At 65.6% G+C, this 18,686-nt stretch carries 22 protein-coding genes; 13 read left to right on the forward strand and 9 right to left on the reverse strand.

The window, feature by feature from the left end:
* Positions 1-37 precede the first annotated feature (37 nt).
* Together fusA and C3F42_RS27585 are read right to left on the reverse strand one after the other, a co-directional pair.
* Positions 38-2,149 (reverse strand): elongation factor G, encoded by a 2,112-nt coding sequence (gene fusA, locus C3F42_RS27580; RefSeq protein ID WP_104445142.1) that lies wholly within the window; start codon positions 2,147-2,149, stop codon positions 38-40.
* Positions 2,150-2,216: 67 nt separating this feature from the next.
* Positions 2,217-2,645, reverse strand: coding sequence for a hypothetical protein (locus tag C3F42_RS27585; RefSeq protein WP_104445143.1), 429 nt, complete (start codon positions 2,643-2,645; stop codon positions 2,217-2,219).
* A gap of 193 nt (positions 2,646-2,838) precedes the next feature.
* Between C3F42_RS27585 and C3F42_RS27590 the strand changes: the two genes are divergently transcribed.
* Positions 2,839-3,141 (forward strand): hypothetical protein, encoded by a 303-nt coding sequence (locus C3F42_RS27590; protein ID WP_046855047.1) that lies wholly within the window; start codon positions 2,839-2,841, stop codon positions 3,139-3,141.
* A 3-nt stretch (positions 3,142-3,144) separates the two neighbouring features.
* Here C3F42_RS27590 and C3F42_RS27595 read toward each other — a convergent pair whose 3' ends face one another.
* The 3 genes from C3F42_RS27595 to C3F42_RS27605 form a co-directional block, all read right to left on the reverse strand.
* Positions 3,145-4,395 carry an aspartate aminotransferase family protein gene (locus C3F42_RS27595; protein WP_094011342.1) on the reverse strand — a complete coding sequence of 417 codons (1,251 nt, stop codon included), beginning with the start codon at positions 4,393-4,395 and terminating at the stop codon, positions 3,145-3,147.
* A gap of 207 nt (positions 4,396-4,602) precedes the next feature.
* Positions 4,603-4,983: a glycine zipper domain-containing protein gene (locus C3F42_RS27600; RefSeq protein WP_094011343.1), complete on the reverse strand. Its 381-nt coding sequence runs from the start codon at positions 4,981-4,983 to the stop codon at positions 4,603-4,605.
* A 73-nt stretch (positions 4,984-5,056) separates the two neighbouring features.
* Positions 5,057-5,236, reverse strand: a complete 180-nt coding sequence (locus C3F42_RS27605; RefSeq protein ID WP_031316984.1) for a hypothetical protein — start codon at positions 5,234-5,236, stop codon at positions 5,057-5,059.
* A 247-nt stretch (positions 5,237-5,483) separates the two neighbouring features.
* Between C3F42_RS27605 and C3F42_RS27610 the strand changes: the two genes are divergently transcribed.
* Entirely contained in the window at positions 5,484-5,834 is a 351-nt protein-coding gene (locus tag C3F42_RS27610) for a hypothetical protein (protein WP_023632956.1), read from the forward strand.
* 25 nt (positions 5,835-5,859) lie between these two features.
* Here the strand turns inward: C3F42_RS27610 and C3F42_RS27615 are convergent, their stop codons facing one another.
* Complete coding sequence (locus C3F42_RS27615) at positions 5,860-6,312, reverse strand: Lrp/AsnC family transcriptional regulator (RefSeq protein ID WP_038706418.1); 453 nt, start codon at positions 6,310-6,312, stop codon at positions 5,860-5,862.
* A 111-nt stretch (positions 6,313-6,423) separates the two neighbouring features.
* Here C3F42_RS27615 and C3F42_RS27620 point away from each other — a divergent pair, with 111 nt between their 5' ends.
* Both C3F42_RS27620 and C3F42_RS27625 read left to right on the forward strand, forming a co-directional pair.
* On the forward strand, positions 6,424-7,038 hold the full coding sequence (locus C3F42_RS27620; protein ID WP_094011344.1) for a LysE family translocator: 615 nt from the start codon (positions 6,424-6,426) through the stop codon (positions 7,036-7,038).
* Between the two features lie 61 nt (positions 7,039-7,099).
* Positions 7,100-7,567 carry an FAD/FMN-containing dehydrogenase gene (locus C3F42_RS27625; protein WP_104445344.1) on the forward strand — a complete coding sequence of 156 codons (468 nt, stop codon included), beginning with the start codon at positions 7,100-7,102 and terminating at the stop codon, positions 7,565-7,567.
* 18 nt (positions 7,568-7,585) lie between these two features.
* Here C3F42_RS27625 and C3F42_RS27630 read toward each other — a convergent pair whose 3' ends face one another.
* Positions 7,586-8,335 (reverse strand): NAD-dependent deacylase, encoded by a 750-nt coding sequence (locus tag C3F42_RS27630; RefSeq protein WP_104445144.1) that lies wholly within the window; start codon positions 8,333-8,335, stop codon positions 7,586-7,588.
* Between the two features lie 127 nt (positions 8,336-8,462).
* Between C3F42_RS27630 and C3F42_RS27635 the strand changes: the two genes are divergently transcribed.
* From C3F42_RS27635 to C3F42_RS27650, 4 genes are all read left to right on the forward strand, one after another.
* On the forward strand, positions 8,463-8,675 hold the full coding sequence (locus tag C3F42_RS27635; RefSeq protein ID WP_031315336.1) for a PLDc N-terminal domain-containing protein: 213 nt from the start codon (positions 8,463-8,465) through the stop codon (positions 8,673-8,675).
* Positions 8,676-8,762: 87 nt separating this feature from the next.
* Positions 8,763-9,182 (forward strand): RidA family protein, encoded by a 420-nt coding sequence (locus C3F42_RS27640; RefSeq protein WP_023631062.1) that lies wholly within the window; start codon positions 8,763-8,765, stop codon positions 9,180-9,182.
* 117 nt (positions 9,183-9,299) lie between these two features.
* Positions 9,300-9,800 (forward strand): GNAT family N-acetyltransferase, encoded by a 501-nt coding sequence (locus C3F42_RS27645; protein WP_023631061.1) that lies wholly within the window; start codon positions 9,300-9,302, stop codon positions 9,798-9,800.
* 199 nt (positions 9,801-9,999) lie between these two features.
* On the forward strand, positions 10,000-10,878 hold the full coding sequence (locus tag C3F42_RS27650) for a DMT family transporter (protein WP_023631060.1): 879 nt from the start codon (positions 10,000-10,002) through the stop codon (positions 10,876-10,878).
* 7 nt (positions 10,879-10,885) lie between these two features.
* Here C3F42_RS27650 and C3F42_RS27655 read toward each other — a convergent pair whose 3' ends face one another.
* Positions 10,886-11,800, reverse strand: coding sequence for an AraC family transcriptional regulator (locus C3F42_RS27655; RefSeq protein ID WP_104445145.1), 915 nt, complete (start codon positions 11,798-11,800; stop codon positions 10,886-10,888).
* A 102-nt stretch (positions 11,801-11,902) separates the two neighbouring features.
* On the opposite strand from C3F42_RS27655, the gene C3F42_RS27660 reads away from it, so the two are divergent.
* Genes C3F42_RS27660 through C3F42_RS27680 form a run of 5 tightly spaced genes read left to right on the forward strand, consistent with a single transcriptional unit; the run spans position 11,903 to position 16,341 of the window.
* Positions 11,903-12,463, forward strand: coding sequence for a carboxymuconolactone decarboxylase family protein (locus tag C3F42_RS27660; RefSeq protein WP_038706414.1), 561 nt, complete (start codon positions 11,903-11,905; stop codon positions 12,461-12,463).
* Positions 12,464-12,511: 48 nt separating this feature from the next.
* The gene (locus C3F42_RS27665; RefSeq protein WP_023633026.1) at positions 12,512-13,576 is read left to right on the forward strand and encodes an acyl-CoA dehydrogenase family protein; all 1,065 of its coding nucleotides are present in this window, start codon (positions 12,512-12,514) and stop codon (positions 13,574-13,576) included.
* A complete protein-coding gene (locus C3F42_RS27670) occupies positions 13,573-14,394 on the forward strand; it encodes an ABC transporter ATP-binding protein (RefSeq protein ID WP_104445146.1) in 822 nt (273 codons plus the stop codon). The genes C3F42_RS27665 and C3F42_RS27670 overlap by 4 nt, the downstream gene beginning before the upstream one ends.
* On the forward strand, positions 14,381-15,586 hold the full coding sequence (locus C3F42_RS27675; protein WP_094011348.1) for an ABC transporter substrate-binding protein: 1,206 nt from the start codon (positions 14,381-14,383) through the stop codon (positions 15,584-15,586). Before C3F42_RS27670 ends, C3F42_RS27675 begins: the two co-directional genes overlap by 14 nt.
* Entirely contained in the window at positions 15,586-16,341 is a 756-nt protein-coding gene (locus tag C3F42_RS27680; RefSeq protein ID WP_038706411.1) for an ABC transporter permease, read from the forward strand. Before C3F42_RS27675 ends, C3F42_RS27680 begins: the two co-directional genes overlap by 1 nt.
* Positions 16,342-16,443: 102 nt before the next feature.
* Here C3F42_RS27680 and C3F42_RS27685 read toward each other — a convergent pair whose 3' ends face one another.
* The gene (locus C3F42_RS27685) at positions 16,444-18,612 is read right to left on the reverse strand and encodes a TonB-dependent siderophore receptor (RefSeq protein WP_094011349.1); all 2,169 of its coding nucleotides are present in this window, start codon (positions 18,610-18,612) and stop codon (positions 16,444-16,446) included.
* Positions 18,613-18,686: the final 74 nt, after the last annotated feature.

The following is an 18,686-nucleotide window of genomic DNA, read 5'->3' on the forward strand; positions in this document are numbered from 1 at the left end:
CGGCTTGCCGGCGATAGCGCCGTTATAGGAGAAAGGCTTACTCCCCGCGATTCTTCTTCACGATGCCATCGGCAATGCTTGCCGGCGCCTCGGCGTAGCGCGTGAACTCCATCGAGAAACTCGCCCGGCCCTGGGTCATCGAGCGCATCGAGGTGGCGTAGCCGAACATTTCGCCCAGCGGCACCTCGGCACGGATCACCTTGCCGGCCGGGGTCTCGTCGCCATCCTGGATCATGCCCCGGCGCCGGCTCAGGTCGCCGAGGATATCGCCCTGGTACTCCTCGGGCGTCACCACCTCGACCTTCATCACCGGCTCCAGCAGCACCGCGCCACCTTTCTGCGAAAGCTGTTTGGTGGCCATGGAGGCGGCAATCTTGTAGGCCATCTCGTTGGAGTCGACGTCGTGGTACGAGCCGTCGAACACCGCCGCCTTCAGGTTGATCAACGGGTAGCCGGCAAGCACGCCGTTCTTCATCTGCTCCTCGATGCCTTTCTGGATCGCCGGGATGTACTCGCGCGGCACCACGCCGCCGACGATCTCGTTGATGAACTCCAGGCCTTCCTTGCCTTCGTCGCCCGGGGCGAAGCGGATCCAGCAATGGCCGTACTGGCCGCGCCCGCCCGATTGGCGCACGAAACGCCCTTCGATCTCGCAGGTGTTGCGGATCTTCTCGCGGTACGCCACCTGCGGCTTGCCGATATTGGCTTCGACGTTGAACTCGCGGCGCATACGGTCGACGATGATGTCCAGGTGCAGCTCGCCCATGCCGGAGATGATGGTCTGGCCGGTTTCCTCGTCGGTCTTGACCCGGAACGACGGGTCCTCCTGGGCCAGCTTGCCCAGGGCGATGCCCATTTTTTCCTGGTCGGCCTTGGTTTTTGGCTCCACTGCCACGGAAATCACTGGGTCGGGGAAGTCCATGCGTTCGAGGATTATCGGCTTGTCCATGTCGCACAGGGTGTCGCCAGTGGTCACGTCCTTCATGCCGATCAGTGCGGCGATATCGCCGGCGCACACGTCCTTGATCTCGGCGCGCTGGTTGGCGTGCATCTGCACCATGCGGCCGATGCGCTCCTTCTTGCCCTTGACCGAGTTGAGCACCGCATTGCCCGAGCTGAGCACGCCCGAATATACCCGGGCGAAGGTCAGGGTGCCGACGAACGGGTCGGTGGCGATCTTGAAGGCCAGCGCCGAAAACGGCTCCTTGTCGTCGGCGTGGCGTTCCAGGTGCTTCTCTTCATCGTCCGGGTCGGTGCCCTTGATCGCCGGGATTTCGGACGGGGCGGGCAGGTAGTCGATCACCGCGTCGAGCATCAGCGGCACGCCCTTGTTCTTGAATGACGAGCCGAGGATGGTCGGGACGATTTCGTTGGCGATGGTGCGTTGGCGCAGGGCGGCCTTGATCTCGTCGACGGTCAGCTCTTCACCTTCGAGGAATTTCACCGTCAGTTCGTCATTGGCCTCGGCGGCGGCTTCGATCATGTGCGCGCGCCATTCGTCCGCCAGTGCCTGCAGTTCGGCGGGAATCTCTTCTTCGCGGTAGCTGGTGCCGTTGTCTGCGTCGTTCCAGTAGATGGCTTTCATCTTCACCAGGTCGATCTGGCCGATGAAGTTTTCCTCGCTGCCGATGGCCAGCTGGATCGGTACCGGGTGGTGGCCCAGGCGCTGGTCGATCTGCTTTACAACGCGTAGGAAGTCCGCACCCTGGCGGTCCATCTTGTTGATATAGGCCAGGCGCGGCACATGGTACTTGTTGGCTTGGCGCCACACCGTCTCGGACTGTGGCTCGACCCCGTCGGCGCCGCTGAATACCACCACCGCGCCATCGAGCACGCGCAGCGAGCGCTCCACCTCGATGGTGAAGTCGACGTGGCCGGGGGTGTCGATGATATTGAAGCGGTACTTGTGCTCGAACTGCTTGGTCGAGCCCTGCCAGAAGGCCGTGGTGGCCGCCGAGGTGATGGTGATGCCGCGCTCCTGCTCCTGAGCCATCCAGTCCATGGTCGCGGCGCCGTCGTGCACCTCGCCCATCTTGTGGTTGACCCCGGTGTAGAACAGGATCCGTTCGGTGGTGGTGGTCTTGCCGGCATCCACGTGAGCGACAATGCCGATATTGCGGTACAGCTCGATGGGAGTCGTGCGGGCCATGGCGGGTCACCTGCGGGTGAGGATTCTCCCAAGGTAGCAGAGCGGGAGAATCCTGCCGGGGCGACCGTCAGTCGGCAAGCACCTGCAGCTGCCATTGGCCCTCGGCTTCACGCGCCAGGCCGCTGGCCGGCAGCAGGGCCAGCAGGCGTTCGTGCAGGGTCGCGTCGGTGAAGGCCTTGAGGGTAGCCATGTCCAGCGCGCCGACGGTGATCAGTTCGGCCTTGGTGTAGGACAGCCAGGCCTTCTTCAGCACCATCAACACGTCGCTGCCGGCGGTGCTGGCAAAGCGTCGGTGCAGGGTGCGGCCTTCCAGTTCGAAGCTGTGGCGGTGGCTGTAGCTGCCCTCGTCGCCATTGCCCTCGACGCAGCGGTGGCAGCGGCAGGAGCCGTCGCCGAAGGCGTTACGCAGGTAGGCGTTGAAGTCCACGACGGGCTTGAGGGTCAGGCGTTTGTCGACCTCGAACAGGTCGGCGATCAGGGGTTGTTCTGCGCTCACTCGGTATCCTCGCGTGGTGTGGCGTGCATCGGCGGGCACCCTAACAGATCGGCGCCCGCGAGGCCATGTCGGCCAGGTCGCAGGGCCTCCCGTGGAAGCGGGCCTGCCCCGCGATGAGCCGATAGAGACAACCCCGAGCGTCTGCCGTACTCTTGTCACCCATTTCCAGCCCCATACCCCGAGGTAACCCCGCTTGAGCAGCAAATACCCCTACATCGCCACCGTGACCGTCAGCGCCGAAGACCGTGGGGGCGATACCGAGGCTTCGGAGAACAGCAACATGCGCGTGGGCCTGGAGGCGGTAACCGAAGTGCTGAAGAAGGTGCATTTCGTCGGGACACTCGCGGCACCGGAAAAAGGCGCCACGCACATCTGCGTCACGTTGGAAAATGGCCTTACTTACTACGGCCTGATCGTCAACGGCCATGCCGAACTCGAAGGCGGCTGGATCGCCTTCGAATGCGACATGCCCACCCCCGAAGAGCTGGGCCTGTAAGCCTTACCCCAGTTCAGCCAGGCACTGCTCGAGAATATCCAGTCCTTCCTCGAGCAGCTCGGCCTCGATGGTCAGTGGCGCCAACAGGCGGATGATATGCCGCGCCTTGCCACTTGGCATCAGCAGCAACCCCTTGGCACGCGCCGCCTCCAGCACCTTGGTCAGTTGCGCCGGTGCCGGGCTGCCATCGCCGTTGACGAACTCCAGCCCGCGCATGGCGCCGACCCCGGTCAGGCGGCCGAGCGAGCTGGGCAACCCTGCAGCTTTCCAGCGCGCATGGCGTGCGACGATGGCCTGTTCCTGGCGTTCGCCCCAGGTGGCGAGGTTGTCGTCGGTCATCTGCGCAATGCTCGCCAAGGCCGCCGCACAGGCGATCGGATTGCCCGAGTAGGTGCCGCCCAGGCCGCCCTTGGGCAGCGAGTCCATGATCTCCCGGCGGCCGACCACCGCGCCCAGGGGCATGCCACCGGCGATGCTCTTGGCCAGCAGCAGCAGGTCCGGCTCGATACCCAGTCGGGGGAAGGCGAAACGCTGCCCGGTGCGGCCAAAGCCGGACTGGATCTCGTCGACGATGATCAGTATCCCGTGGCTGTCGCAAAAGCGGCGCAAGGCCTGGGCGAAGCTTGGATCAAGGGCGAGGAAACCACCTTCACCCTGCACCGGCTCGAAGATGAACGCCGCCACGTCCTCCACCGCCAACTCCACGCTGAACAGGCGTTCCATGGCCTTGAGCGCCTGTTCGCAGCTCACCCCGGTGTCCGGGCTGGGGTAGGGCAGGTGATAGACCGGGCCTGGCAGTTCCCCCACGCGTTGCTTGTACGGGGCTACCTTGCCATTGAGGTTGAGGGTGGCCAGGGTGCGGCCATGGAAGCCGCCGTCGAAGGCGACGACGGCGCGCTTGCCAGTGGCGCCCCGGGCGACCTTCAGCGCGTTTTCCGCCGCTTCCGCGCCGCTGTTGGTGAGCATGCCGGCCAACGGGTAGCTGACCGGGACGAATTCACACAGGCGCTCCATGAGCTCCAGGTAGGGGCCGTGGGGCGCCGCGTTGAAGGCGTAGTGGGTCAGGCGCGTGGCCTGCTGCTGGATCGCTTCGACTACCGCCGGATTGCAGTGGCCCAGGTTGAGCACGCCAATGCCGCCGACGAAGTCGATGTAGCGCTTGCCGGTGATATCCCAGACTTCGGCATTGCGACCATGGGAAAGCGTGATCGGGTGAACGATGGCAATGGACTGGCTGATGCTTGGCTGATTCATGTGCGCGGCGCCTGTGATTCGATGGCGTGAATATCGAAGCGTGCAGGGGGTATCCGCAAACGATTTATTGGATTGCCGTCATTCCTTTGATTCATGAATTTCTGCAGAGCGTTGCCTAGCGCTGAAATCGCGCCAAAGAAAAAGGCGGCTGTCCCTTAAGGGGCAGCCGCCTTTTGCTGATTCGCTTCGAGCCTTCGACCGTTGGGATCAGTGGCGACGCTTGTGCTTGCGGTTGTTGTCGCCCATGTGGTTACCGATGGCGCCACCAGCCGCGCCGCCCAGGCCGGCACCGATGGTCGAACCGTTGGAGCCGCCAAGTTTGCCGCCGATCAGCGAACCGCCCGCCGAGCCCAGGCCGCCGCCGATGGCCGCCTCGGTACGGTTGCCCTTGCGCGCGCCTACCGCGCTGCCGGCCGCGCCACCGAGGCCGGCGCCGATCGCCGCGCCGGCGCTGCCGCCGATCTGTTTGCCCACGACGTTGCCAAGGGCGCCACCCAGGCCGCCGCCGATGGCCGCGGTGCCGTCACCGGCGAAAGCGCCCTGGCAGAGCAGCAGGCCGAGAGCGAGGGAAGGCAGAGTCAGACGCATGTTATGAACCTCAGGGGAATCATCAGGGGTAGATTGCCGCACGCTCGCGGCGAGTCAGGGTTGCAAGGACGCTTCAGCGGTAGTAGCGGTCACGGTACTGGCGGTCGTCATCGTCGCGGTCATGGCGATGGTGGTGACGGTGGCCGCGGTCACGGTCGCGCCAGCCATCGTCATCGTCGTGGTAATGATTGCTGTAGCAGCCGCCGAGCAGCAGCAGGGTGGCGATCATGGAAAGGCTTGCAAGGCGTTTCATCACGTTATAGGTCCTTGATCCGCAACGGTTTACGCGGTACCTCCTGAGACACGAGGCGATCAGTTTGGTTCTTTGTCGCGCAAGATTTTATTGCGGCGGCGATGAACGGCAGCGGCGATTCACCTAGTGTGATGTTTTGCAAATACGACCAAAAATCGCCGCGAGTTATGGTCGTTATTTGTGAAACACCACACTCGTGCCCCGGCAGTGCTAGAGTCACCTTCTTTTTTTGTCCCGAGGATGGAACATGCGAGCAATTCTGCCGATCACCGTGGCGCTGCTGCTGGCGGGCTGTGCATCGTCGACCATGGAAGCGGCGCGCAACGGCGCACCCACCGCGCAGTTGGATTCGCACAAGACGCCGGATCTGGTGGCACAGTGCATTCAGTTCAGCTGGCAGGAAGAAAACACCTTCGGGGTCGACGCCAGCGGCTACCTGGAGGCCCGCAAGCAAGGTGGTTTCACCGTGTACACCCGCGAGGCCGAGTCGTTCGTCGACGTCTATGCCCAGGCCGGCGGCACGCGGGTGGACTACTACGCGCAGAAGAACGACGGCATGGCCCTGCGCCGACGCGCGGCAGCCGCCACCTGCCTGTAGGCTGTACTCGGCCAGCGGCGCAGGGTCACATCGGCAGCAGCCGGTCCTGAATCACTTCCTTCATCACCAGCGTCGAACTCAGGCGCTTCACATTGGGAATGCTGGTCAGTTGCTCGTCATACAGCTTCTGGAAGGCCGGCAGGTCCCTGGCCACCACGTGCAGCAGGTAGTCGGGGTCGCCGAACAGGCGCTGGGCCTCGACGATCTGCGGGATCTCGGCCAGCGCCGCCTCGAAGTCCGCCACCGGCTGGCGGGTCACCTCGCGCAGGGTCACGAATACCAGCGCGGCGAAATTCAAGCCCAGGGCCGCCGGGGCCAGGCGGGCGTGATAACCGAGAATGGCGCCTGTGTCCTCCAGTGCCTTGAGGCGCCGGTGGCAGGGCGACAGGCTCAAGCCCACGCGCTCGGCCAGTTCGGTCACCGACAGGCGCCCGTCTTTTTGCAGCTCGGCAAGGATCTTGCGATCGATTCGATCCATTAGGAAGATTCTTCCATTGTTTGGCTTGTTCCGGGAAATATACGAAATAAAATCCCCGGGCGATATCCGTAGTCTTTCTTCATCGAAACCTGTGTGAAAGGAAGGCTCGAAATGGCCATGAGTGTACTGACGGCGTTCTGGGCCGTTTCCCTGCTGTTCGTGATCACCCCCGGCGCCGACTGGGCCTACGCCATCTCGGCCGGCATGCGTGGGCGTTGGGTCGTGCCGGCGGTGGCGGGCATGTTGTCGGGGCATCTGCTCGTCACCCTGGTGGTGGCAGCCGGGGTCGGTAGTCTGATCGCCGGTCACCCGCTGGCGTTGACCTTGCTGACCCTGGCTGGGTGCGTGTACCTGCTGTGGCTGGGCGGCAACCTGCTGCTGAGCCCGGCGGTGCCCGAGGCCGGCGCGGCTGGTGGGCAGGACTCGGGGTCGCGCTGGGCATTCAAGGGCCTGTGCGTCAGCGGCCTCAACCCCAAGGTGTTCCTGTTGTTCCTGGCCTTGCTGCCGCAGTTCACCGACCCGCAGTCGAGCTGGCCGTTGCCTCTGCAGATCCTGCTGCTGGGCTTGGTGCACCTGGGCAGTTCGCTGGTGATCTACCTGATGGTCGGCTACGGCGCCAAGGCCGTGCTACGCACCCGGCCTGCCGCGGCGCAGGCCGTGGGGCGGTTGTCCGGCGCGGTGATGATCCTGATTGCCGCGGGGCTGATTGCCGGGCAGTTGCGTTGAGCCTGTCAGGCACGGCGGGTTGGGCTATGCTGACGGCCCCCACAAACCGGACCTGATCCTCATGAAATACGCCGCCGCACTTCTGCTCAGCCTGTTGGCGCTCGTGGCCCACGCCGCGCAACCCGGCGAAACCCTCGCGCCCTGGACGTTGCTCGATCAGTACGACCAGCCCTACAGCCTGGGGGCCGATACCCGCATCCTGCTGGTCGCCCGCGACATGGACGGTGCCAAGCTGGTCAAGGCGGCGCTGGCCGAACAGCCCAAAGGCTACCTGGAGGCGCGGCACGCCGTGTTCGTCGCGGATATCCAGCGCATGCCGGCGTTGATCAGCAAGCTGTTCGCCATCCCTGCCATGCGCGACTACAGCTACCGGGTACTGCTTGACCGCAATGGTCGGGTTGCCAGCCGCTATGCCGGGGATGAGGGCAAGGTGCTGTGGCTGGCGCTGGATCACGGCGTGGTGGCAGCGCGCAACAGCTACGCCGATGCCGATGCCCTGAAGGCGGCGTTGGACCAGGCTGGCCGCTGAACCGGCCTGCCCGGTAGCTCAGGCGAAGGCCTGGCGCAGCAGTTGCGGCAGCACCTCACCTGCCTTGCCGGGCAGCATGAACGCCCGCGGATGCTCGCAGGGCACAGGCTGCGGATTGACATGCACCACCGTCGCCCCTGCCGCCAGTGCCATGCGAGGTATCGAGGCCGCCGGCTGTACCAGGCCTGAGGTGCCTACCGACAGCAGTACATCGCACTGTCGCGCGGCGGCGAAGGCCTGCTCCAGCACCGCCTCGGGCAACATCTCGCCAAACCACACCACCCCGGGGCGCAACGGCCCGGCGCAGCAAGCGCAGCGCGGCGGCTCGATGCGGCGGCCGTGTACGGCATCCTCGGGCAGTGCCACGGGCTCATCCGCCGGGCGCGCGCAGTCCAGGCAGCGAAAGGCATTCAGCCGCCCATGCAAGTGCAGCACGGCACGGCTGCCCGCGCGTTCGTGCAGGTCGTCGACGTTCTGCGTCACCAGGGTCAGCTTCGGCACCTGCGCGGCCAGCGCGGCGATGGCCAGGTGACCCGCGTTGGGCTCGGCCTTGGCGATCCCGGCGCGGCGCATCTGGTACCAGCCCCAGACCAGCGCCGGATCGGCGCGAAAGCCCTCGGCGCTGGCCAGTTGCGCCGGATCGAAGCGCGCCCACAGGCCGCTCAGCTTGTCGCGAAACGTGGCGATGCCACTTTCCGCCGACACCCCGGCACCGGTGAACACCACCACGTGGCGGGCCTGGGCAAGCAGCGTCGGATCGAATGGCATGAGGGCTTCCATGGTGCGGTGCAGGGCGGCCGGTCACTGTGCCAGTGGGCCGCGGGTCGGACAAGATCCGAGTGAACCCTCGGCGCGCGCGGAAGACCAAGCCAGTACAGCCAATAGGAGAAGACTCATGGAAATCGGAACAATCTGGTTCGTTGTCGCGCTCGTCGTTATCCTGCTGGAAATCTGGGCGATCTGGCACATCATCGGCAGTGATCGACGCGCCGAGCGCAAGATGCTGTGGGTGGTATTCGTCGTTTATGCACCTTTCCCAGGCTTGTTGTTCTGGGCCTGGCGCGGACCACGGGCAGTGAAGGGCAGGGCGGTCCTGCAGGAAAAATAGGCGCCAATCAAGGCGTGGCTGGGGCTTGACCTCGACTTAACCTGAGGTTTGATACTCGGCCGCTCTTTCCATTGATGGAGCGATACCATGACCCAGCCAGCCGCCTTTGCCCTGAGCAACCCAGAAGGGCTCTACGACCCCAGTGGCAATGCCTATTCCCACGTCGCCGAGGTACGCGCGGGCAGCCGCCTGCTGTACATCGCCGGCCAGGGCGGCGAGGACCTGCAAGGCAAGTTGTCGGCACGTTTCGACGAGCAGGCGCGCCAGGCCCTGGTGAACCTGAAGATCGCCTTGGCTTCACGTGGGGCAACGCTCGAGCACGTATGCAAGCTCACCCTGCTGGTGGTTGACCATTCCGAGGCACGGCTGCGCCAGTGGGTGGCCGAGGCCGAGCATGCCTGGGGCGGCCGGATGACCCCGACCTGCACCTTGATCCCGGTGCCCCGCCTGGCGCTGGACGGCATGCTGGTGGAAGTGGACGCGGTGGCGGCCCTGCCGCAGGCGTGACAAACCCGCATCCATCGTCTTGGCGGCGAGCCGCGAGGGTGGATGCGATACCGCCTCTGCTGCAAACGCGTGGGCGCCCAGGTAGACTCGCGCTCCCGCATTCATCGAGCCTGTTTCATGACACTCCCTGTCGAGCTGCTCCAGACCGGCCCCGAGCATGCCGACCTGGTGCGCAACCTCTACCAATTCTACGCCTACGAGTCCTCGGACTGGGAGCAGGAAGATGTCGAGGCGGACGGGCGCTTCTACCTCCACGAGCCGCACTTCACTCGCTATTGGCAAACCCCGGGCTGGAGCGCCAGCCTGATACTGGTGGACGGTTTCATCGCCGGCTTCCTGCTTATCGAGCGCAGTGAACTGACCGGCATCGACGCCTGGGAGCTGGCCGACCTGTTCGTGCTCAAGAAATATCGCCGCCAGGGCGTGGGCCTGGCGGTAGCGCGGCGCACGCTGTGCCAGGGTCAAGGCGACTGGTTGGTGCGGTGTTATCGCGAGGATGCCCCGGCCCTGGCGTTCTGTCAGGCAGTACTGGGCGACCTGCCACGTCCCGTGCGGGAGATTGTCCTGGATGACGAGCCGTTGTTGTGCAACTTCCTGGTGACTCAGCGACTGCACTGAAGGTCTGCGGGTCGAGCACAGCAAGGTTTGCGTTCTCACGGCCAGCGATTATCGCGGGCGGTGATGGACATGTGAGAAAGTGGCCGATCAGCGAACGGAATGTACTGATTGGACCACAATGCTTTGTCCACCCCGTGGCTTCTCTTCTAGAATCCGTCCATGCCCGGGCGCCATGCCGGGGCAATCGCCCGAGAGCCCCATGAGTTCCAGTACACCGTTGTCCGGAGTCAACCAGCCGCTGCGCGGTATCGCCCTGGTGGTGGTGGCTACCTTCCTGTTCGCCAGCCACGACGGTTTGTCGAAATTCCTCGGCGGGATCTACCCGGTCATCATGGTGGTGTGGGTCCGTTACCTGGTGCACACCTTGCTGATGGCCGGGATCTTCCTGCCCAAGGCTGGCCTGGCGGTACTGCGCACCCGCCGGCCATTGCTGCAAACCCTGCGTGCGCTGAGCCTGCTCAGCACCAGCCTGCTGTTCACCGCCGGGCTGCAGTACCTTCCGCTGGCGGAGGCGACCTCGGTCAACTTTCTCGCCCCGGTGCTGGTCACCGCATTGTCGGTGCCGCTACTCGGGGAGCGGGTGACCCCGGGACAATGGCTGGCCGTGGTCATGGGCTTTGTCGGGGTGCTGGTGGTAGTGCACCCAGGCGGCGCGATGTTTACCCCGGCAATCCTGTTTCCCTTCGGTTCGGCCCTGGGTTTTTGCTTCTACCAGTTGCTGACGCGCAAGCTGGCGGCCCATGACAGCCCGACCACCAGCAATTTCTACGCGGGCGTGTGCAACACCCTGATCATGACGGCGCTGGTGCCGTTCTTCTGGCAGACGCCGCAGTGGCCGCATGTACCGCTTATGCTGGCGCTGGGCGGCTGCGGGATGACCGCCCACCTGCTGTTGACCCAGGCGTTCCGCTACGCGGCACCAGCGTTGCTGGCGCCGTTCAGCTATTGCCAGATCGTGTTCGCCGGGTTGCTGGGCTTGGTGGTGTTCGGGCAGATACCGGACAGCACCAGCCTGGTCGGCATCGCGGTGATCTGCCTCAGCGGCCTGGGGGCTGCCTGGATGCAGCGGCGGCGTTGAACGCCCCTTATCCCACGCGTCCTTCGTGCTGCTTGCGGTACGCCCCCGGCTGTACACCGACAGCCTTGGCGAACGCCCTGGTGAAGGCCGCCACTGACTGATACCCGGCCTGCGCGCCTACCTGCTCGACGGTATTGCCGGCCTTGAGCAACTGGCAGGCATGACGCATGCGCAGGGCCAGCAGCACCTGCCCGGGGGATTGCCCGGCCAGTTCGTTGAAGCGCTTGAAGAACGCCGAGCGCGACAGCCCCGCGCAGGCCGCCATGGCCTCCAGCGTCCAGGCCTGACCTGGTGCCTCGATCAAGCGCTCCAGCAAGCCAGCGAAAGCCGGCTGGCGGGCGAGGGCGACCAGCCCGCCCAGCGCCTGGCCGTCGTGTGCCTGCTGGCGCAGCACATAGAGGAACAATAGGTGGGTCAGGCGTTCGAGCAGCGCCTGGGACGGCTGCGGGCGCCGGCATTCCTCGAGGATCAGCCCGAACAGCGCCCGTGCCGCGCTGCCGGCGGGGTCGCTGGCGCGCAGCAGGATCCAGTCCGCCAGCCCGTCGACGATCAGCGACGACAACCCCGACTGGAAGTGGAAGAAACCGCATACCAGCCCGACGCCATCCCCGGCTTCCAGGTCCAGCGCCTGCATGCTCCGGCGCGGCTGGGCACAGGCGTCGGCGGCATTTTCGTCGCCGGACAACCGATAGGCCAGGTCACGCAAGAGAAACACCGCATCACCGCTCTCCAGGCGCAGCGGCTGCGCCTGGCCGTCGATGTGCAGCCAGCAATGGCCTTGCACCACCAGGTGGAAACTGGCCCGGCCCAGGCCCTGGGTGCTGGCGTGCCAGCCGCCGCAGTAGCGGCCCACATGGAACAGGCTGGCATCGAGCTCCAGGCTATCTAATAACCAATCGACGAGGGGGCTGGAAGAAATCATCTAATGCAAGGACTCTGGAGCAAGGAAAGGCGACTGATGAATATGGATGCTACTTCTTATAACCAACAGACTGTAGCGACCTACATCAAAGGAGACCACTCCATGTCCGCGCGCATCACTCTACACAGCCTGCAGACCGCTCCGGAAGCCGCCCGCCCGTTCCTCGAGAACGCGCAGAAGAACTCCGGCTTCATCCCCAACCTTCTGGGCATCCTGGCCAACGCCCCGGCGGCGCTGGAAACCTACGTCACCGTCTCGGCGCTCAACGGCAAGTCCGAGCTGACCCTGGCCGAGCGCGAAGTGGTGCAACTGATCGCCGCCACCCAGCACGGCTGCGACTTCTGCGTCGCCGGCCACACCGCCGTGGCGCTGAACAAGGCCAAGCTGCCCCAGGAAGTGGTCGATGCCCTGCGCGCCCGCGGCGAACTGCCCGACGCCCGCTACGAGACCCTGGCCGCGTTCGCCCGGGAAGTGATCGCCACCCGCGGCAATGTCAGCGACGCCACCTACCAGGCCTTCCGTGAAGCCGGTTTCAGCGAAGGCAACGCGCTGGAAGTGATTCTCGGTATCAGCCTCGCAACCCTGTGCAACTTTGCTAATGTGTTCGCCCAGACGCCGCTCAACGACGAGCTTGGCAAATACCGCTGGCAGCCTTCGGTCTGACCGAGGCCTGATGCCGGCGCGCCCGGCGTTTCACAAGGAGTTAGGGACATGCTTGACCATGCATTTGGACAGTGGCTGGATGCCAATGCCGAGGCCATCGACCAGGGCCAGTGCGATCCGCACCTGGTGCTGGCGCAGATCGCCGAGTCGCAGTTGCTGCGTATCGGCGTCGACCCGGCCCTGGGTGGCACGGGCGGCGACGTCAGCGAGGCGGTCGAGGCCATTGCCGCCATCGCCAGCCGTTCGCTGGCCGCGGCCTTCGTCTGCTGGGGCCAGCGCGCCTTCATCGAATACCTGCTGCAAAGCCCCAACCGGGAGCTGTGCAAACGGCTGATGCCCGACTTGCTCAAGGGCGAACTCGCCGGGGCCACCGGCCTGTCCAATGCCATGAAGTTTCTCTCCGGCATCGAGGCCTTGCAGGTGCGTGGCCGCCTCGCGGCCGATGGCTGGAACCTCGAAGGTCGGCTGCATTGGGTGACCAACCTGCGCAAGCGCGGTTTCGTGGTGGCGGCGGCCATCGAGGATGACGCCGGCGGTGCACCGTTCGTGGTCGCCATTCCCTCCAACGCGCCGGGCCTGGAGCGCTCCGACGATCTGCAACTGATGGGCCTGCAGTCGAGCAATACCGCGGCGCTGGCGTTCCACCAGGTGCCACTGGCCCGCGACTGGCTGCTGCATGACAACGCCCGCGAGTTTCTGCCCAAGGTGCGCCCGGCGTTCCTGGCGCTGCAGTGCGGCATGGCCATGGGCCTGGCCCGGCGAGCGCTGGATGAAGTGCAGGAGCACCTGCAGGGCCGTGGCTCGTTCCTCGAAGAGGCCCGCCAGGTGCTCAAGGAACGCCTGGAGAATACCGTCGGCGAGCTCAAGCAGGGGTTGCTCGACGGGCGCTTCCAGGGGCAACCGGCCGCGTTGTTCAAGTTGCGCATCACCCTCGCCGAATGTGCCGCCGACGCCGTGCAGCTGGAACTTCAGGCAAGCGGTGGCAAGGCCTACCTGACGGCCTATGGCGAAGGCTTCGCCCGGCGTTGGCGCGAGTCGGCGTTTGTGCCGATCGTCACCCCGAGCCTAGTGCAGCTGCGCGCCGAACTGCAACGCCAGGCGGCCAGCGCATGACCGAGGTGCTGCTCGAAGCCCGTGACATCAGCCTGGGCTATCCGCGCGACGGTGGCTGGCAGGCGGTGCTGGAGCAGTTCGACCTGGCGCTGGTGCCGGGCGAGGTGGTGACCATCCTTGGCCCCAGCGGGGTCGGCAAGTCCAGCCTCTTGCGCGTGCTGGCCGGGCTGCAGCAGGCCCGTGGCGGCAGCGTGCAGCTGCGCGGCGAGCCGCTGCAGGGGCCGCACCCGCGCCTGGCGGTGGCGTTCCAGGACCCGAGCCTGCTGCCCTGGCTGAGCCTGGAGAAGAACGTCGCCTTCGGCCTCGACTTCGCCCGCCAGCCCAAGCTGGCGGCGGCCGAGCGGCGCGCGCGTATCGACCACGCCATCGACGCGGTGGGCCTGGCCCACGCCCGCTGCCAGTACCCGGCGCAGTTGTCCGGCGGCATGGCCCAACGCACCGCGCTGGCCCGCTGCCTGGCGCGCCAGCCCGAGGTGCTGTTGCTGGACGAGCCATTCGGCGCGCTGGACGAGGTGACCCGCGCCGACATGCAGCAACTGCTGCTGCAACTGATCGCCACCCACAATACCGCCGCCGTGCTGATCACCCACGATATCGACGAAGCCCTGCTGCTGTCCGATCGCGTGCTGCTACTGGGCAACCACCCGGCGCGCACCCTCGGCCAGTGGCAGATCGACCTGCCGCAGCCGCGCGCGCAGCGGGTCGAGGAACTGGGCGCGCTGCGTATCGAAATCCTCAAGACCCTTCGGCGGGCAAGCCGCACAGCCGAACCCACTCCATCCCCCTTGCCCTCGGAGGCTGTCCATGTGCATGGATGACTGCTGTTCCACCACGTCCCGTCGCGATTTTCTCAAGCTCAGCGCCATGCTCACCGCCGCCGGCGCCGTGCCATTGCTGTCGAGCCTGCAGGCCCGCGCCGCCGCCGAGCCGGACGCGCCGGTGCGCATCGGCTACCTGCCGATCACCGATGCCACGCCACTGCTGGTGGCGCACAACAACGGCCTGTTCGAGGCCGAGGGCATCAAGGCCGAGCGCCCGGTGCTGCTGCGCAGTTGGGCCCAGGTGATCGAGGCGTTCATCTCCGGGCAGGTCAACGTCATCCACCTGCTGTCGCCGATGACCGTGTGGGCGCGCTACGGCAGCAAGGTGCCGGCCAAGGTCGTGGCCTGGAACCACGTCGGCGGCTCGGGCCTGACCGTGGCCCCGGACATCACCGACATGAAGCAGCTCGGCGGCAAGACCGTGGCCATTCCGTTCTGGTACTCGATCCACAACGTGGTGCTGCAGCAGATGCTCACCGACAACGGCCTGAAGCCTGTGTCCAAGCCCGCCACCGCGCAGTTGGCGGACAACGAAGTCAACCTGCTGGTGCTGCCGCCTTCGGACATGCCGCCGGCCCTGGCCAGCAAGCGCATCGCCGGCTATATCGTCGCCGAACCGTTCAACGCCCTGGCCGAGAACCTCAAGGTCGGCCGCGTGCAGCGCTTTACCGGCGACGTTTGGCGCAACCACGCCTGCTGCGTGGTGTTCATGCACGAGCATGACCTGAACAATCGCCCGGAGTGGTCGCAGAAGGTGGTCAACGCCATCGTCAAGGCCCAGCACTGGACCCGCGAGCACCGCGCCGAGGCTGCGGCGTTGCTGTCCAAGGCCGGCCCTAACAAGTACACCCCGCACGAACCTGCGGTACTGACCAAGGTACTGGCGCCATCGGTCGATGACCGTGCCGGCTACATCGCCAGCGGCGCGATCCAGCACCAGCAGTGGGACGAGAAACGCATCGATTTCCAGCCTTATCCGTTCCCCAGCTACACCGAGGAGCTGGTCAAGCGCCTGAAGAACACCCTGATCGTCGGCGAGAGCGATTTCCTTGCCGCCCTCGACCCGGCCCAGACCGCCCGCGACCTGGTGGACGATCGATTCGTGCGCAACGCCATTGCCGAGGTGGGTGGCCCGGCGGCGTTCGGCATTGCCGAGAACTTCCAGCGTAGCGAGGAGTTCGCGGTCTGATGCGCAGGCATTTCGTGCATGGCGCCCTGGGCCTGGCGGGCCTGGCGGCGCTGCTGTTGCTGTGGTGGGCGGGGGTGCGCCTGTTCGGCGCCGCCGATGGCCTGTCGGCGCGCTTCGCGCCCCAGGCCACGCTGCAAAGCCTGATCGAGCTGCTGGGGCAGGGCGAGGTCTACGGGCATATCTGGGTGAGCCTCGAGCGTATCCTCGTCGGCCTGCTGCTGGCGCTGCTGATCGGCGTGCCGCTGGGCCTGCTGGTGGGCAGCTATCGCCACCTGGAGGCGGCGACCACGCCGGCGTTCCAGTTCCTGCGCATGATCTCGCCGCTGTCGTGGATGCCGGTGGTGGTGATGCTGATGGGCGTGGGCGACCAGCCGATCTACTTCCTGCTGGCCTTCGCCGCGCTGTGGCCGATCCTGCTCAACACCGCCGCCGGGGTGCGTCAGCTGGACCCGCGCTGGCTGCAATTGAGCCGCAGCCTCAGCGCCACGCGCTGGGAGACGTTGTGCAAGGTGATCATCCCCGGGGTGATCGGCCATGTGCTGACCGGCGTGCGCCTGGCCATCGGCATCCTGTGGATCGTGCTGGTGCCGTGCGAAATGCTCGGGGTGAGTGCAGGGCTTGGCTATTTCATCCTCGACACCCGCGACCGGCTGGCCTATTCGGAGCTGATGGCGATGGTGCTGCTGATCGGCGCGCTGGGGTTCATGCTCGACACGTTGGCGCGGGCGCTGCATCGACGCTGGGTGCATGCCTGAAGAACGAGAGCGCGGGCCTGGATTGGTGGGGGCGGCATAACGCAGCGCCTACAAACTCTGCGTTCAACCAGGATTTCAGGCGCATCCCTGCGCCTGAGCAGGTCAGAAGCTGTACTTGGCGGTCAGCATCAGGTTGCGCGGATCGCCAAAGGTGTCGCCCCCGTAGTTCACCGAGCTGGAAATCGACGAGTAGTACTTCCTGTCGAACACGTTGTTGGCATTGAGCTGCAGGTCCAGGTGCTGGTTGACCGCGTAGCCGGCCATCAGGTCGGTCACCGCATAGGCGCCTTGCTCGAGGCGGTAGCGGCCGCCATCGGCCACGCTGAAATCGTTGTACATGCGGCTCTGCCAGGTGACGCCGCCACCAACGCGCAGTTTTTCCAGCGGGCCCTGGAAGCGGTAGGTGGTGAACAGCTTGAGCTGGTGCTCGGGGGTGTCGGAAGACAGCGGCTTGTTGACGTTGGCGGGGTTCTTGGCGTCCTTGATGGTGTGCACGCGGGCGTAGGTGTAGCCGGCACCGATCTGCCATTGCTCAGTCAGCGCGCCCTGCACCTCGAAGTCGATACCCTGGCTGCGCACCTCGCCGGAGGCTTCGTAGCAGGTGAACTGGCCCGCTCTGCAGACGCTCTTGTCGTTCACCTCGACCGCGCGGTTTTCCTGGTCGATGCGGAACACGGCAAGGCTGGCATTGAGCGCGCCATCGAAGTATTCACCCTTGATCCCTACCTCGTAGTTCTTGCCTTCGATCGGCCGTACCGGCGTGCCGCTGCTGTCCTGGCTGTCCTGTGGCTGGAAGATATCGGTATAGCTGGCGTAGACCGAGTGGTGTTCGTCCAGCTCGTAGATCAGGCCGGCATAGCGGGTGACGTTGCGGGTCACCTTGTAGTCGCCATCGTTGCTGCCGCGCTTGTCGTAGTCGTACCAGTCCAGGCGCCCGCCGAGGATCAGCTTGAGCGGGTCGGCCAGGCTCAGGCGGGTGGTGGTGTACACGCCTTCCTGGTTGATCAGGTAGCGACTGCTGCTGGTGTGCAGGAAGTCGGGCTTGCCGCCGTCGATGGGGTAGTCCATGTCGTAGGGGCTGTAGTTGCGCTCGCTCATGTCGTAGATGCGCTTGCTGGCGCCGACCACCAGCTCGTGGGTGCGCCCGAATGCCTCGAACGGGCCGCTGGCGAAGGTGTCCAGGCCCAGCTGGTTCTCGTCGTGGGCCGACTGGTAGACCGTGCGGCTCAGCGGCTTGGCCAGGTCCCAGCGCGACTGGTAGGAGCCGCGGAACAGCGCGTTCTGCTCGCTGTAGGTGGCGTTGACCTGCAGCTTCCAGTCATTGGCCAGGCGCTGGCGAACCTCGGCGAACAGGGTATTGATCTCCTGGTCCTTGACCTCCCAGTCGGTGGCCGGGTTGTAGGAGCGTGGCAGGTCCAGGTGGTGGCCGTCGAGGGCGGTGGGGATCGCGCCCCAGAATACGTTGGTCTTGTCCTTCTGGTGGGAGAGGCCGAGGGTGAGGGTGGTGTCTTCGCTCAGGTCGGCCTCGGTGATCGCGTAGAACAGCCCGTGGTCCTCCTGCTGGCCGTCACGGAAGCCGTTGGCATCCTGGTACGAGGCCACCACGCGGCCGCGCAGGGTGCCGCTGTCGTTGAGCGGGCTGGAGGCGTCCAGTTCGCCACGGTAGTTGTCCCAGCTGCCGGCGGCGCCGGTGAGGGTGACTTTCTGCTCCGCCAGCGGGCGCTTGCGCACCAGGTTGATCGCCGCCGAGGGCGTGCCGGAACCAGTGACCAGGCCGGTGGCGCCGCGCACCACTTCCACCCGGTCGAACATTGCCAGGTTCGGCTGGGCGCCTACCACCCAGCCGGTGTAGGCGCTGGGGATGCCGTCGTACATGATGTTGTCGACGTCGAAGCCACGGGCCTTGTAGGTCTGCCGGCCCGGGCCGTTGGACTGGTTGAGGAACAGGCCCGGGGTGTACCTGGCGACGTCGTTGATGCTGGTCATGCCTTGGTCGTCCATGCGCTGGCGGGTGATCACCGTCACCGCCTGAGGCGTTTCGCGCATGGTCAGCGGCAGCTTGGTGGCGGTGGACATGGCGCCGGTGGTGTACGACTTCGACCCCTCGGTGGTGCTGCCCAGGCTGCTGTCGTCGATGGCCGTGGCGCCCAGCTCGATCACGGCGGGGGCCTGTTCGGCTGCCAGCGCGGGGGTGAGGGTCGCCATGCAGATGGCCATGGCCAGCAGGTTGCGGGAGGGCGCGAAACGGTGGGGCGAGGGGAGCGATGACATGCCGAGCTTTATCCTTATTACTAGTGCTTATGAGAACGATTAGCAATAAGTATGTCGGGATTGCCCGATCAAGA

Source organism: Pseudomonas sp. PONIH3 (assembly GCF_002934345.1).
GTDB lineage: Bacteria > Pseudomonadota > Gammaproteobacteria > Pseudomonadales > Pseudomonadaceae > Aquipseudomonas > Aquipseudomonas soli.

Coding starts and splice junctions, on each gene's coding strand:
- fusA (WP_104445142.1), bottom strand. CDS start 2,149: ATGGCCCGCACGACTCCCATCGAGCTGTACCGCAATATCGGCATTGTC.
- C3F42_RS27595 (WP_094011342.1), bottom strand. CDS start 4,395: ATGAATCAGCCAAGCATCAGCCAGTCCATTGCCATCGTTCACCCGATC.
- C3F42_RS27600 (WP_094011343.1), bottom strand. CDS start 4,983: ATGCGTCTGACTCTGCCTTCCCTCGCTCTCGGCCTGCTGCTCTGCCAG.
- C3F42_RS27605 (WP_031316984.1), bottom strand. CDS start 5,236: ATGAAACGCCTTGCAAGCCTTTCCATGATCGCCACCCTGCTGCTGCTC.
- C3F42_RS27610 (WP_023632956.1), top strand. CDS start 5,484: ATGCGAGCAATTCTGCCGATCACCGTGGCGCTGCTGCTGGCGGGCTGT.
- C3F42_RS27615 (WP_038706418.1), bottom strand. CDS start 6,312: ATGGATCGAATCGATCGCAAGATCCTTGCCGAGCTGCAAAAAGACGGG.
- C3F42_RS27620 (WP_094011344.1), top strand. CDS start 6,424: ATGGCCATGAGTGTACTGACGGCGTTCTGGGCCGTTTCCCTGCTGTTC.
- C3F42_RS27625 (WP_104445344.1), top strand. CDS start 7,100: ATGAAATACGCCGCCGCACTTCTGCTCAGCCTGTTGGCGCTCGTGGCC.
- C3F42_RS27630 (WP_104445144.1), bottom strand. CDS start 8,335: ATGCCATTCGATCCGACGCTGCTTGCCCAGGCCCGCCACGTGGTGGTG.
- C3F42_RS27635 (WP_031315336.1), top strand. CDS start 8,463: ATGGAAATCGGAACAATCTGGTTCGTTGTCGCGCTCGTCGTTATCCTG.
- C3F42_RS27640 (WP_023631062.1), top strand. CDS start 8,763: ATGACCCAGCCAGCCGCCTTTGCCCTGAGCAACCCAGAAGGGCTCTAC.
- C3F42_RS27645 (WP_023631061.1), top strand. CDS start 9,300: ATGACACTCCCTGTCGAGCTGCTCCAGACCGGCCCCGAGCATGCCGAC.
- C3F42_RS27650 (WP_023631060.1), top strand. CDS start 10,000: ATGAGTTCCAGTACACCGTTGTCCGGAGTCAACCAGCCGCTGCGCGGT.
- C3F42_RS27655 (WP_104445145.1), bottom strand. CDS start 11,800: ATGATTTCTTCCAGCCCCCTCGTCGATTGGTTATTAGATAGCCTGGAG.
- C3F42_RS27660 (WP_038706414.1), top strand. CDS start 11,903: ATGTCCGCGCGCATCACTCTACACAGCCTGCAGACCGCTCCGGAAGCC.
- C3F42_RS27665 (WP_023633026.1), top strand. CDS start 12,512: ATGCTTGACCATGCATTTGGACAGTGGCTGGATGCCAATGCCGAGGCC.
- C3F42_RS27670 (WP_104445146.1), top strand. CDS start 13,573: ATGACCGAGGTGCTGCTCGAAGCCCGTGACATCAGCCTGGGCTATCCG.
- C3F42_RS27675 (WP_094011348.1), top strand. CDS start 14,381: ATGTGCATGGATGACTGCTGTTCCACCACGTCCCGTCGCGATTTTCTC.
- C3F42_RS27680 (WP_038706411.1), top strand. CDS start 15,586: ATGCGCAGGCATTTCGTGCATGGCGCCCTGGGCCTGGCGGGCCTGGCG.
- C3F42_RS27685 (WP_094011349.1), bottom strand. CDS start 18,612: ATGTCATCGCTCCCCTCGCCCCACCGTTTCGCGCCCTCCCGCAACCTG.